Raw genomic sequence first — 14115 nt, forward strand, 5'->3', positions numbered from 1 at the left:
GGTCGCCGGGGCGGGGCCCCACCCAAAAGGGGCCGTCAGTCAATCAGTCGACCTCACCAATCCGCTTCCGGCGGCGCGAGACGGCTGCGGCAAACCCTCCGACCAGGATCAGCAGGGCCGCCAGACCGGTGGTTGGCCAAATCGCGGTGCCGCCGGTGATTGGCAGGGTTTCCTCGCCGTCGGCTGACCCGCTGGGGCTGGGCGTTCTGGTTCCGGGAGGCCCGGCAGGCCCAGACGGACCAGCAGGTCCGGGGGGCCCAGGCGGGCCGGACGGGCCGGGTTCGCCGGGTTCTCCAGGCTGACCGGGTTCGCCGGGTTCTCCAGGCTGACCAGGTTCGCCGGGTTCCCCAGGCCCGCCCGGTTCACCGGGCTCGCCGGGTGAGCCGGGTTCTCCGGGCTCACCCGGTTCTCCAGGCTCACCCGGTTCGCCGGGTTCCCCGTGCTCGCCAGCTTCGATGGTCACGGTGAACACGCTGGTGCCGGTCTGGCCCAGGTCGTCGACCCATGTGACGGTGAACTGGTAGGTCCCGGGGGCGGCCGTTCCGGCCGCGAACTCGACGGTGCCGTCAAGGCCGACTGTGACCGTCGCGCCGGCCGGAACGCCTGAGGCCGTGCCGGCCACAATGCTCCCAGTCGTGGCGACATTGACTTGGAAAGCGTGTTCGCCGCCCTCTGACACGGTGGCGGAGCCCCCGCCCGCTGCGGGCGGAGCCTGCACCGCGACCACGTAGGTGACCGGGACCGACTGCCCAAGCTGGTCGGTGAACGTCACCACGAAGGTGTACGTGCCGGACGGCACGCCATCGGCGTCAAACGTCACAACGCCGCTCGGGTCAACGTTCACGGTTCCAGCCGCAGGCGGCGAGGTCACCGCGCCGGTCGCGGAGCCGACACCAGCCGGCGCCGGGAAGGCGTGCGTGCCGTCTTCGGCGATCAGTGCTTGGCCGCCCTGCGCGGCGGGCATCGCCTGGACGGTGACGACGTGCGTCACCGCCACGGTCTTGCCCAGGTTGTCGTAGTAGGTGACCGGAATCTCGTAGACGCCCGGCTCCGATGACGCGAACCGGACTCTGCCGTCAGACAACACCACGGCATCGGCCGCGCTGACGTCGCCATCAGCGGAGGTGATCGTGCCGATTTGAGTCGAGAGCAGGTCGATCGAGGCGGTGGAGATCGCCGGATCGGCCACCGGTTCGGCGTCCAACACCACGTACTTGAGCGTGCCGTTGCCGTCGGACTCGCCGATGGTGACCTGCTTCGCGGTCGCCACCGGATCGCCCTGCTGGATCCCGTGGATGGTGAACCAGTTGATCCCCAGGTCAAGCCAGCCGGCGACAGCCCCGTAGGTGCTGGAGATATCCGTGTCCGGGATGGCCGAGGACACCTCGAAGACGAAGTAGAGATCGTGCACGCCGGCCAGAGGCTGCAACTCGAACGTCACATCCTGCCAGTGGTAGACGGGGTTCTGGTAGTCGGCGGCGGACGCCAAATCCAAGGTGCCCGCAACCTCGACCTCGCCCAGCTTGGTCCCCGTCACCGGATCGTCCGCCATGACGGTGATCTTGGCCGGCTCGGTCGACACCTTCACGTACCGCAACGTCATTTCCGTCGCCTGCGGGTCGTTCATGTAGACCCGGTTGTAGACGGCGTAGTCACCGTTGCGGATGCGGTTGAGCTGCAAGCCGACGTCATCACCGTGGACGTTGTCAGCGCGCAGGTTGGCCACGGTGACGCCGTCCACGTTGCCTGCCGAGTCGAACAACTCGGCCTCGTAACGCAGCGGATACGCGGTGCGGATCCCCTGGCCCTGGATGACAATCCGAGAGGTGTAGGACAGGCCGTTGCTGGTGGTCGCAGTCACATACACCTCGCCGTCGCCGTTGCCCGTGGCGCGCAGCGTCGCGTTGTAGGCCCGGTTGTTGTTCCCGCTGGTCTGGCCCTCGACGAAGCCGGCCCCCTCGCTGCCCGGAACGATCTCAGCGAGGTTGGTCGGCTGGCCGTTCTTGTCGGCCACGGTGAAGGTGACCGGCCGCGGGGTCGAGGTGGTGACTAACGGGTAGGTGACCGCGCTCAGCAGCAACTCGCCCTTGTACTGGTGGATGGCCCCGAAGGTGTCGAACTGGTTCGGCCCCCAGGAGATGTCGCTGGGCCGGGAATCCCAACCACTGCGGATGATGACCGCTTCCGCATTGGTGCCCGCCGCGACGGTCTGGTTGCTCAGCGCCACGTCCAGCGAAGCCGACGCCTGGCCAGCGGTAGTCGGGTAGGTGACCACCGCCCGCACAAAGCCGTCGGCCGTGCCGGCCGCAGTCAGCTGTCCGTTCGCGTTGATAGTGGCCAGAGTGGTCGGGTTGCCCGACAAATCCGTCACCGTCCACGTCGCCGCGCCGGTCACAACCCTGGGTGCCGCGATCTTGGCCTCAAGCACCAGGTTACCCGACCGTTGTTCGATCTTCGCCGGAACCTCGACGTGATACCGCGTCAGCGAGGTCGCAATGTTGGTGTTGTAGTGGTTGGGGGTGATCGACACGTCGGAGTTCTGTGCCGAGGCGAAGGACGCGCCAAGACGCAACCAGGCGACAGACACGCCGCTCGACGGGCTGACCAGGTAGAGGTCGGCCGTGCCGGACGGAGCCGCCGCCAGGGTGGCGCCCACGCTCACGAAGGTCTGAACGTGACCGGTGGGCGGGATGTTGATGGTGCCCATCGGAGTGCCGCCGGAGACGGCGTCCGGGCCGCCCCGCCAGACCTCCAAAGCCACCGGCGCGGCGTTCGAGTTGGAGGCCCGAACTGCGAAGGCCGTCTGGGATGCGAAGTTGACGTCCGCGTACTTGACCCAGCCGCCAGTCGCGGCGCGGTAGGTGATTCCGTAGGAGTCGGTCTCATGCACCGAACTCGGGATCACGTCCGCCTGCGTGCCGGTGCTCGTCACCGATGTGAACGAGTAGTCGTCGAAGTTGAACGCGGACTTGGCGGTGCTGAGGTCTCGCGGTTGCAGCCCAGAGCCGGTCACCGTCAGGTTGGCGGAGGCCAGCTGGTCGGCTGTCGCCGAGGACCGGGCCGCCGCGATGGTGTAGGTGCCCGGCTCGAGGAAATACCGCTCGCCGGCCGCATCCCAGATCGCCATGTCGCGCAGGGACACGTTGATTGTGACCTGTTGGGTCTGGCCCGCGCCCACGTTGATCCGCTTGTAGCCGACCAGCGTCCGGTTGGGGTACTCGACCCGCGAACTCGCGGCGCCGTTGAACGATGAGTAGATCTGCACCACCTCGTCGCTGGCCCTGGTTCCCGTGTTGGACACGGTCACGGTGACGGGCACGGTGGCGTTGAGGTTGGTGTTTGCGACCGTCGCCGGGTTCAGCGTCACGCCCGAATAGGCGAAGGTCGTGTAGGTCAGGCCGTAACCGAACGCGTAGATCGGCGTGCCGTCGTAGTACTGGTAAGTGCGGTTGCCCTTGATGATGTCGTAATCGGTGATCGGCGGCAGATCGCCCAGGCCCGCATACCAGGTTTGGTTCAGCCGGCCGGCCGGGGCGTAGTCGCCGAACAGCACGTCCGCCACGGCGGTGCCGAGTTCTTGGCCCGCATGGCTGGTGTAGACAATGCCCTTGACGTTCGGGTTTGCCTGGACGGCGCTGACGTCGAACGGGTAGGAGCCCACAATCACGACCACAGTGTTCGGGTTGGCCGCCGCGACGGCGTCGATCAACTCGACTTGTTCGGGGGCCAACTGGATGTCGGGAGCGGTCGCCTGCCGGTCGTAGGTCTCGCGCGAGGTCAAGTGCGGCTGATCGCCAACCGCGACGACGGCGACTCCAGCGCCTGTGGCCTTCGCGACGGCATCGTCAACGCCGTCCTGGACCGTGATCAACTCGAACTGCCGGTTTGCGGAGGTGTTGTTGCCGTTGTGGAGCACGTTGTAGGGCGAATTCTGGTTCACGTAAACCGCAGGCTGCGCTGTGGTGGCCGTCACGCCCGTGCCCTTGGTGAAGCGCAGGGAGACAACGTTGCCGGACCGTTGCACAATGCCCAGGTTCTGGTCGGTGCTCCACTGCTGGCTGGCCCGGTTGGCTCCTTCGTAGCCTGGTGGGTCGGCGTTGGCGACCAGCGTGTTGCCAGAACCGCGGGCGGCCAGGTACCGGTCGGTGTCGACCGAACGGAGCAACATGTTGTTGTAGCCGTAGTCATACAGGTAGAACTGGGCCTTCGGGTCGGCCGATGACGTGCCGGTGCCGGTCAGCGGGTCGGCGCCCGTCGCCCCGGTCACCAGGAATTTGCCGGTCACGGCCGTGGTCGCGGAGGTGCCGGTGACCTGGAAGGCCACCGTGTCAACGCCCCGGCTGAACGCGAGCGAGCCGGAGCCCGCCAGCTTCTGGGCCATCTGGTCCTTGATCAACGTGGTGTAGGGGTAAGTGCCCGCGTAGAAGTCCGTGGAGTTCTCATCTCCCAACGGGCCGACCAAGGCGACGTTGGCGGACTTGGACAAAGGCAGGATCCCACCCTCGTTCTTCAGCAAGACCACCTGTTCCTTCGCCGCCTGGGCGGCGACCGCCCGGTTCTCTGCGGTGTCCAGCGCGTTCAGCTTGTTGTAGGCCTTGTACGGGTTGCCCGCGTCCACATCCAGGTCGCCGGCGTGGAGGCGGACCAGCAAGATGCCGTAGATGGCCTCGTCGATGTCCGCCTCTGTGATCATGCCGCGGGCCAGCGCCTCGTAGAACCAGCGCCGGGTGGTAGGCGTGTCCGTGTCGGACGGCGTCATGACGGCGATGCCGTTCTTGAGCGAGTCGGCCATCGACGCGGCCTGCCCCAGGGTGCTGGCGGGGTAATAGAGGTTCGAGCCGGACAGGTTCCCGGGGGATCCAGCGTCGGTCACGGCGAAGAAGGACCCGCCGCCCGTGCCGTACCCGCCGTCAAGCCACTCGCCGTACAGTTCGCTCATGACTTCCGGCATCACCATGGTCGGCTTGCCGTTGACCAGGTTGTAGGCGGTCATGATGCCGTTGACGTTGCCGTCCGCAATGCCGCGACTGAAGGCCCGGAGGTAGTACTCGTAGAGGTTCCGGGGGCCGGCGTTGGCCGAATACCCGGTGCGGTTCGACTCCTGGCCGTAGGCGGCGAAGTGCTTCAAGGTCGGTATGGCCTGGTAGTAGCCGTCTTCGCCGCCTTGGATGCCCGCAGCCATTGAGGAGGACATGGTGCCGGTCAGATAGGCGTCCTCGCCCATCGATTCCGAAGCACGTCCGGCCCTTGGATCACGGGCAAGGTCGACCACTGGGGCCCAAATGTCGATCCCGTTGAAGCGCGCGTCCACGGAGTTGTAAGCCCTCGCCTCCGCGCCCACCACGTCGCCAATCTTCTCGGCCAGTTCGGGGTTCCAGGTCATCGCTATGCCGGTGTTCTGCGGGAAAACCGTCGCATAGCCCAACCAGGACAGTCCGTGCAGGCCCTCCGTGCCGGTGCGGAACTGGGGCACGCCGAGGCGGATGATAGCTGTGCTGAACTGGTGGAGCAGACCCACCTTCTCGTCCAGGGTGAGGCGCGAGATCAAGTCCTTCACGCGTGCGTCGTCGCTGAGCGAGGTGTCTTGGAACGGGTATGCCACGCCGCTCGCGCTGGCGGGCGCGGCCATAGTCTGAACGTCCTGGGTGGTAACCAACCCAAAAGCAACCACCGCCGCAGCCACCGAAGCCGCGACAGTTCGTTTGGCGGCACTTAGCCGACCGGTTTGGTGCATCTCCTTTGATTCCCTTCGGTAGCGGCAGCTTCGCCGTTGCGGCATCACTGCCGATGAATTTGAGCGAGCCAACATCCCCCGCTGTGAGACTCGAAGCGCTTCGAATACTTGCACACGGGGTCTCGCGCGTCAATAGCTGAAGCCAAAATGTGACCCTGTCAAGCGCGGGCCACCTTGTTGATCAGGGGCTTCGGCACGGGCTCCATTCCGGTGGAGCGCCCCTCCGGGCCGCTCCTCGTTAGTTCGCCGACGCGCGGCGTAAGCTGCCTTCAGCCGAATCGAAAGGAAGGCCCGTGGCGAATCCCCGCATGATCGACGTCGCGCGAAGGGCAAGAGTCGCTCCCAGCACAGTTTCTTACGCTCTCAGCGGCCAGCGAACCATTTCGCCGTCCACCCGCCAGCGCGTGCTCCAGGCCATCGCGGAACTCGGGTACAAGCCCAACGAGCTGGCGCGCAGCCTGGCTAGTCGGCGGTCCCGGATTGTGGCGCTGCTGCTCCCCGCATCCCAGCGCGGAATCGGCTTCACCGAGATGGAGTTCGCGACCGGCGCGGCGCAGGCCGCCAGGGAACTGGACCACCAACTGGTCCTGTCGGTGACAAACCAGAACACCGCGGATCAGGTGGCGGAGCTGAACGAGGGCGGGCTGATCGCGGGGGCCATCCTGATGGAGGTCCGCCTCAACGACGAGCGCATCGCCTTGCTCCGGGACGCGGGCATCCCGTTCTCAATGATCGGGCGGCCGCAGGACCCAGACGGGATCGACTGCGCCGACATCGACTTCGACCAGACCGCCCGAGACGCGGTCAAGCACCTGGTCGAACTGGGGCACCGCAGAATCGCCTTTCTCAACCACTCGGCCTCGGACGTCTCGGCCTCCTACGGTCCGTCCGTGCGGGCGGCGGCTGGCTTCCGGCGAGCCGCCGCCGAATTCTCGGTCGGGTACCTGGAGCGGCCGTGCGGCGAGGACACCGAGTCCGGGGAGGCCGCGTTCCACGAGTTGATCGCGGCCGATCCGGAGTTGACCGGGATAGCCATCATGAACGACCGGGCGACCGCCGGCGTTCTCAGCGCCATAGAGCAAATCGGCGCGAACGTGCCCCGTGACTTCTCAGTCGTGTCGATCGCCTCCTCGACCCGCGTCACGGAGATGTTCCGGCCCCGGTTGACAACCCTTGAACCCCAGGCGATCGAACTGGGCCGCATGGGCGCCCGCCTGCTGATCGCGGCCCTTCAGGCGCCGCCGGGAGTGGAGCGCGAGCCGACGCTGGCCCTGCTGCCCTGCCGCCTTGTGATCGGGGGCAGTTCGGGTCCGGCGCCCGTCAACTGAACGCGAAAAACGGGGACGGTACCGTCCCCGTTTTTCGGACCCGTCAGAGGACCGCCGGGAGAGTCGCCAGGGCACGGGCGGCGACCGCCTGGGCCGTCAGGCCCTGGCCTGCGGCGATGTCCTCGCGGTCGCCGTGGGCGAAGAACTGCTTCGCCAGGCCGCAGTTGACAACCGGGAGGGTCAGGCCCTCGGCGGCGACCGCGCGGGCGATCGCCTCGCCCGCGCCCCCGGAGACCATGCCGTCCTCGACCGTCACCACCAGTTCGTGGGCGGCGGCCAACCTCGGCAGTCCCTCCGCCACTGGGTAGACCCAGCCCGGGTCCACCACGGTTGCGGCCACGCCGCGCTCCCCCAGCAGTTCGGCTGCGGCCAACGCCGTGCCGGTCTCATTGCCTATCCCGACCAGCAAGACCACCGAGTTGGGGCCCGTCCGCAAAAGCAAGTCCAAACCGTCCTGGCGGCTAAGCGCGGGCAGGTCGCGCGGCATCGGACCCTTGGGGTAGCGGATGACGGTGGGGGCGTCCGCCACGGCGACGGCTTCGCGCAAGAGCCGGCGCAGAGTGGCGGCGTCACGGGGCGCGGCCAGGCGCAGGCCCGGGACCAGGCGGAACAGGGCCAAGTCCCATTGGCCGTTGTGGCTGGGGCCGTCGTGGCCGGTGACGCCGGCGCGGTCCAACACGAAGGTGACGCCCGCGCGGTGCAGGGCGCAGTCCATCAAGACCTGGTCGAAGGCGCGGTTGAGGAAGCTGGCGTAGACGGCCACCACCGGGTGCGCGCCGGCGAAGGCCAACCCGGCGGCCAGCGCCGCGGCGTGCTGTTCGGCGATCCCCACGTCGAAGACCCGGTCCGGGAACTCCGCCGCGAAAGGCACCAATCCGACCGGCTCCAACATGGCGGCGGTGATCGCCACCACCGACGAATCCTTCCGCCCTATCCGCACCACCTCGTCGGAGAACACCGAGGACCAGCCGAAACGCGAGGGCTCCAGCGGCAGGCCCGTCTCCGGGTGGATGCGGCCCACGGAGTGGAAACGGTCCGGCCCGTGGCCCTCGGCGGGGACGTAGCCCCGCCCCTTCTCGGTGATGACGTGGACCAAGACCGGGCCGCCGAAGGCCTTCGCCTGCTGCAACGCCCGTTCCACGGCCGCCTCGTCGTGCCCGTCCACGGCGCCGATGTATTTCAGGCCCAGATCCTCGAACATGGCCTGCGGGGCCACCACGTCCTTGACGCCTTTCTTCAGACCGTGCAAGGCGCCGTAAACGAAGCGCCCAAAACGGCCGCCGTGGGACCGCAGTTGGCGTTTGCCCCAGCCGAGCAGCCGCTCGTAATAGGGCGTGGTGCGCAGCCCGGACAGGTGATGCGCCAGCCCGCCAATGGTGGGCGCGTAGGAGCGGCCGTTGTCGTTGACGACTATGATCAGCCGCCCCTCGTCTGATTCGGCGATGTTGTTCAACGCCTCCCAGCTCATGCCCCCGGTCAGGGCGCCGTCCCCGACCACCACCACGGTGAAGCGGTCGGTTTGCCCGGCCAGACGCCGGCCGGCCGCTATCCCAGCCGCCCAGGACAGCCCCGCGGAGGCGTGGGTGTTCTCCAGCACGTCGTGGACCGATTCGGCCCGCGACGGGTAGCCGGACAGGCCGCCCTCCTGCCGCAAACGGTCGAAGTCCTGGCGGCCGGTCAGGATCTTGTGGACGTAGGCGATGTGGCCCGTGTCGAACACGATGGTGTCTCGCGGCGAGTCGAACACCCGGTGCAGAGCTATGGTCAACTCCACCACCCCGAGGTTCGGCCCCAGATGGCCGCCGGCTTTGGACACCTTGTCCACCAGGAAATCGCGGATGTCCGCCGCCAAATCCCCGATCAGCTCCGGCGGCAGCTTCTTCAGCAGCCTTGGGTTGGACACCTGGGACAACACCGTCCCGGGCGGGCGGGTCCGGCCTCGGCCGAGATCCCTGCGCGCGGCATTCAACAGCGCAGCACCTTTCTGTTGTTGTGCCTCAACGTTGCTGGTCCTCAATAATACGGCGGGGCGCCCGGAAGAACCGGAACGCCCCGCCTCAGACGCTGGGCCGACAGAGTTTTGAAAGCCCCTTCACCCCACTGCGGCCAGCGTTCAAGCGGTCAGTTGACGCAATACAAATTGCAAAATGCCGCCGTTCCGATAGTAGTCGGCTTCGCCGGGCGTGTCGATACGGACCACGGCATCGAACACCACGGCCGTGCCGTCCGCCCTGGTGGCCGTGACCCTGACGGTCTTGGGGGTGACGCCGTTGTTCAACTCTTGAACGCCCTGGATGTCGAACACCTCCGTGCCGTCGAGCCCCAGCGAATCGGCCGACTGGCCAGCCGGGAATTGCAGCGGGAGGACGCCCATGCCGATCAGGTTGGAACGGTGGATGCGCTCGAACGACTCGGTGATGACGGCCTTGACCCCCAAAAGCAGCGTGCCCTTGGCAGCCCAGTCGCGGGACGACCCGGTGCCGTATTCCTTGCCGCCCAGCACCACCAGCGGGACGCCGGCGGCCTTGTATGCCTCGGCGGCTTCGAAGATGGTGGTCTGGACGCCGCCGTCCAAGAAGTTGACGGTGTAGCCGCCGGCCACGTCCACCAATTGGTTGCGCAGCCGGATGTTGGCGAACGTGCCCCGCATCATGACCTCGTGGTTGCCCCGGCGCGAGCCGTAGGAGTTGAAGTCCTTCACCGCCACGCCGTGGTCCGCCAGGTAGCGGCCGGCCGGCGAGTCGGCCTTGATGTTGCCGGCCGGGGAGATGTGGTCCGTGGTGACCGAGTCGCCCAGCTTGGCCAGCACCCGGGCGCCGGCGATGTCCGCCACCGGCTCCGGCGCGGCCCCCATGCCCTCGAAGTAGGGGGGTTTGCGCACGTACGTGGAGGCGTCGTCCCATTCGAAGACCGCGCCCTCGGGGGTGGGCAGCGAGCGCCAGCGCTCGTCGCCCGCGAAGACGTCCGCGTAGGACGCCTCGTACATGCCCCGCGAGATCGTGGCGTCGATGGTCGCCTGGACCTCCTCCGGCGTGGGCCAGACGTCTTTCAGGAAAACCGGCCGCCCGTCCTGGTCAAAGCCCAGCGGGTCCGTCTCGAAGTCGAAGTCGAGCGTCCCCGCCAGCGCGTACGCCACCACCAACGGCGGGCTGGCCAGGTAGTTCATGGCGATGTCCGGCCCGATCCGGCCCTCGAAGTTGCGGTTGCCGGACAGGACAGCGGTCACGGCCAGGCCGTTCTCCCCGATCGCCTGCGAGATTTCCGGCGCCAGCGGCCCCGAGTTGCCAATGCAGGTGGTGCAGCCGTAGCCCACCACGTTGAAGCCCAGCGCGTCCAGCGCCGGCCACAGGCCCGCCTTGTCGTAGTAGGCGGTCACGGCCTTGGAGCCGGGCGCCATGGACGTTTTCACCCAGGGCTTCGACTTGAGCCCCTTGTCAGCGGCCTTTTGCGCCAGCAGGCCGGCCGCCAACATCACGGACGGGTTCGACGTGTTGGTGCAGGACGTGATCGACGCGATGCAGACGTCGCCGTGGTTGAGCGTGAACTCGCCCTTGCCGGGCACGCTCACGGGGACCGCCTTGGCTTTGACGGGGTCCGATGCCGCCGGGTCGGACGCCGGGAAGGATTCGGCTTCCGATTCGTCCCCGGCCGCCGCCGCCACATCCGCCGCGTAGTTCGGCAAGTCCCGCCGGAAGGCCTGTTTGGCCTGGGCGAGTTCGATCCGGTCCTGCGGCCGCTTCGGCCCGGCGATGGACGGCACCACCGTGGACAGGTCCAGGTCCAGGTATTCGGAGAAGACCGGCTCCACGTAGTCGGGGCTGGCCGGGTCGAACCAGAGGCCTTGTTCCTTGCAGTAGGCCTCGATCAGGGCGACCTGCTCCTCGGAGCGGCCCGTCAGGCGGTAGTAGTCCAGGGTGACGCCGTCAACCGGGAAGATGCCGCAGGTGGAGCCGAACTCCGGGCTCATGTTGCCGATCGTGGCGCGGTTGGCCAGCGGCACCTGGGAGACGCCCTCGCCGTAGAACTCGACGAACTTGCCGACCACGCCGTGCTGGCGCAGCTTCTCGGTGATGGTCAGCACCACGTCCGTGGCGGTCACGCCCTGCGGGATGGCGCCGTGCAGCTTGAACCCCACCACGCGCGGGATCAGCATTGAGACCGGCTGGCCCAGCATGGCGGCCTCCGCCTCGATCCCGCCCACGCCCCAGCCCAGGATTCCCAGGCCGTTGACCATGGTGGTGTGGGAGTCGGTGCCGACGCAGGAGTCCGGGTAGGCCTGGCCGCCGCGCTCCATGACGCCGCGCGCCAGGTACTCGATGTTGACTTGGTGGACAATGCCAGTGCCGGGGGGCACAACTTTGAACTCGCTGAAGGCGCCCTGGCCCCAGCGCAAGAACTGGTAGCGCTCGCGGTTGCGGTCGTATTCGATGGCCACGTTGAGGTCGAAGGCCTTGTCGGTGCCCGCGTACTCGATGATCACCGAGTGGTCGATCACCATCTCCGCGGGGGCGAGCGGGTTGATCTTGTTCGGGTCGCCGCCCAGTTCCGCCACCGCCTCGCGCATGGTGGCCAGATCCACCACACAGGGCACGCCGGTGAAGTCCTGCATCACCACGCGCGCTGGCGTGAACTGGATCTCGACCGACGGGTCGGCGGCCGGATCCCAGTTGGCGAGCGCCCTGACCTGGTCGGCCGTGATGGTGGCGCCGTCCTCGTTGCGCAGGATCGACTCCGCCAGAATCTTGAGCGAGAAGGGCAGCTTCTCCAGCCCTGCGACCGCGCTCAAGCGGAATATCTCGTAGTTGTTGCCGCCAACGCTCAACTGCGAGCGGGCGCCGAATGTATCAAGTGAGGCCATGAGTGTGGAAAATCCCTTTCTGGGCTTCCCGTCGCGGGGGTGCCCGGTGCATGTATCTCGACGTCGAGGTAAATGCTACTCTACTACCTTTCCATCCAATTATCTCTCGCCTTTGGTGGGCTCTTGACCATTTCGGGGCACGGCCGCGCTGGCCGCCATGTGAGATGGATCACAATCGGCTGAACCAGACGCGCCACCCGGTCTAGCTTGACCCCATGGCAGGCGTGATGGCGCCCGATCTCCGGGCTGACGCGGGCAAACGCCCGGGCCCCGCCATGCCGATAATCGGGGTGGCGCTCATCGTGATCAGCCCCGCAGTCGACTTCGGCCTGGGGCTCTTGGGCATGATGGGCGCCGGCCTCAACTCCGCCCACTGGGAGATCGCAGGCAGCGTGGTCGGCGCCACGGTCTTCCTGATCGGCCTGAACCTACTGGTCCTGGGCCTGATCCGCCGCTCCCGCCATCCCTAACAAAATGGGGACGGTACCGTTTTTCTTGTGGTCCCGTAACCGCTCCTGTCCCCGCCGGCGGCGGGCAAGGCGCGGGATTGTCAGGCGGCCGCATTGGCTTGGCCCCCAAGGAACGGGTTGACAACGGTGATGCCCCCATACTCTTGGCCATGGCCCAGGTCCTCGGACAAGACGACGCGGCAGCCGAGGGTCCGCGCCGACTCGATAATCGCGGCGTCCCAATATGACAGCCCGTAGCGCTCGCGGGTCCGCATGGCGTTGCGTACAACGGGCAGGGTCAGATCCTGAACGGGAAAGCGCGTGAACGATTCGACCAAGTCCGCGGCCTGCTCGTGGCTCACCGGATTGGCCCGGGTGGCGCGGGTCGCCTGGACGTAGAACTCCTGTAGCACTTGGACCGACAGCGCCAGATCGGCGCCGTCAAGGATGTCGCGGGCCACCGCCGCCTTGTCCGCCTCCCCGGGGTCGGTGGAGATCGCGTACAGCAGCACGTTCGTGTCAACGAAGCGCACGGTCATGCGCCGATTCGCGGTCGAGTCGGTCGCGGGCGGAGAAGCCGCCGATGGAGGCCATGGTCCGCCGCTGCAATTCGGCCAGCCGCTCGAACTCCCCGTCCGGCCCGCCCAGCGACCGCAGATATGCCGCCACCAGCGCGCTGACCGAAGTGCCCGCCTCCGCGGCGCGAATACGGGCCGACCGGTACACGTCCTCTGGCACGCTCAACGTCACATTCTTCACAGTCACACAGTATCACAGCTACACAGTCATGCCCCGAGCGCGCGGGGGTGCGCGGACGCGTAGACCTCGCGCAGGTGCTCCGGGGTGACCTTGGTGTAAATCTGAGTCGTCGTGACCGAGGAGTGGCCCAGCAACTCCTGGACCACGCGAATGTCGGCGCCGCCTTGCAGCAGGTGGGTGGCGAAAGAGTGGCGGAGCGTGTGCGGCGTGGCCTGCGGCTGGCCGATCGCCACGCCCGCAGCTCTGACCAGCTCAAACGCCGCCTGTCGGGACAACCGGCGGCCGCGCGGGCCGACCAGCAGGGCGGGGGTGCCCCGGCCCCGCGCCACACGGGCCGGCCGCTCCCGCACCACGTAGTGCTCAACCGCGACGCGGGCGCACACGCCCATCGGTATGACCCGCTCTTTGCCGCCTTTGCCGAGCACGCGCACCCATGACTGTTCGGCGGGCATCGGATCGGAAATGGGGACGGTACCTGTTTCTGGCTTGCCAGAAACAGGTACCGTCCCCATTTCCGGGAGGTCGTCCAGATCCAGCTGAAGCGCCTCGGAGACGCGCGCGCCCGTGCCGTAGAGCAACTCGACCAAGGCGCGCGCCGTCAAGTCCTCCCCGCACGCGGCGATCAAAGACTCGACCTGCTCCACGGTCAGCGCCTTCGGCAGCCGCAAACCCGCCTTGGGCGGCTTCACCTCCGCCGCCGGGTTGTCCGGCGTCCAGCCCTCCATGAACGCGAATTTGTGCAGGCCGCGCACGGCGGACAAGGCGCGCGCCACCGAGGAGGCGGCCAACCCGGAGGCGACCAGCCCGGACCGGAACCCCTCGATCACCGCCGGCCCGACCGCCGCCAACTCCACCTGGCCCACATAAGCGCAATACCGCTCCAGGTCGCGCTCGTAGGCCTCGATAGTGGCGGCGCTGACCGCCCGCTCGACCCGCAAGTGGGCCAAGAACCGCTTCCGAGCCGCCGTGATCAGCACATCTCAATAC

General features: G+C 67.5%; 8 protein-coding genes. 2 read left to right on the top strand and 6 right to left on the bottom strand.

Annotated features, from left to right (window positions below; all coding sequences use genetic code 11):
- Positions 1 to 43: 43 nt before the first annotated feature.
- On the bottom strand, positions 44 to 5629 hold the full coding sequence (locus tag LBC97_06320) for a glycoside hydrolase family 3 C-terminal domain-containing protein (GenBank protein MDR2565663.1): 5586 nt from the start codon (positions 5627 to 5629) through the stop codon (positions 44 to 46).
- Positions 5630 to 6027: 398 nt separating this feature from the next.
- Here LBC97_06320 and LBC97_06325 point away from each other — a divergent pair, with 398 nt between their 5' ends.
- The gene (locus LBC97_06325) at positions 6028 to 7062 is read left to right on the top strand and encodes a LacI family transcriptional regulator (GenBank protein MDR2565664.1); all 1035 of its coding nucleotides are present in this window, start codon (positions 6028 to 6030) and stop codon (positions 7060 to 7062) included.
- A gap of 43 nt (positions 7063 to 7105) precedes the next feature.
- Here the strand turns inward: LBC97_06325 and dxs are convergent, their stop codons facing one another.
- On the bottom strand, positions 7106 to 8977 hold the full coding sequence (dxs, locus tag LBC97_06330; protein ID MDR2565665.1) for a 1-deoxy-D-xylulose-5-phosphate synthase: 1872 nt from the start codon (positions 8975 to 8977) through the stop codon (positions 7106 to 7108).
- Between the two features lie 198 nt (positions 8978 to 9175).
- Positions 9176 to 11920, bottom strand: coding sequence for an aconitate hydratase AcnA (acnA, locus tag LBC97_06335; GenBank protein MDR2565666.1), 2745 nt, complete (start codon positions 11918 to 11920; stop codon positions 9176 to 9178).
- Positions 11921 to 12135: 215 nt separating this feature from the next.
- On the opposite strand from acnA, the gene LBC97_06340 reads away from it, so the two are divergent.
- Positions 12136 to 12390: a hypothetical protein gene (locus LBC97_06340; protein MDR2565667.1), complete on the top strand. Its 255-nt coding sequence runs from the start codon at positions 12136 to 12138 to the stop codon at positions 12388 to 12390.
- Positions 12391 to 12470: 80 nt separating this feature from the next.
- Here the strand turns inward: LBC97_06340 and LBC97_06345 are convergent, their stop codons facing one another.
- The 3 genes from LBC97_06345 to LBC97_06355 are packed head-to-tail and all read right to left on the bottom strand — an operon-like array spanning position 12471 to position 14105.
- Positions 12471 to 12908 carry a PIN domain-containing protein gene (locus tag LBC97_06345; GenBank protein ID MDR2565668.1) on the bottom strand — a complete coding sequence of 146 codons (438 nt, stop codon included), beginning with the start codon at positions 12906 to 12908 and terminating at the stop codon, positions 12471 to 12473.
- Positions 12889 to 13119 (bottom strand): DUF6364 family protein, encoded by a 231-nt coding sequence (locus LBC97_06350; protein MDR2565669.1) that lies wholly within the window; start codon positions 13117 to 13119, stop codon positions 12889 to 12891. The genes LBC97_06345 and LBC97_06350 overlap by 20 nt, the downstream gene beginning before the upstream one ends.
- A 35-nt stretch (positions 13120 to 13154) precedes the next feature.
- A complete protein-coding gene (locus LBC97_06355; GenBank protein MDR2565670.1) occupies positions 13155 to 14105 on the bottom strand; it encodes a site-specific tyrosine recombinase XerD in 951 nt (316 codons plus the stop codon).
- Between the last annotated feature and the right edge of the window lie 10 nt (positions 14106 to 14115).

Source organism: Bifidobacteriaceae bacterium (assembly GCA_031281585.1).
GTDB lineage: Bacteria > Actinomycetota > Actinomycetes > Actinomycetales > WQXJ01 > JAIRTF01.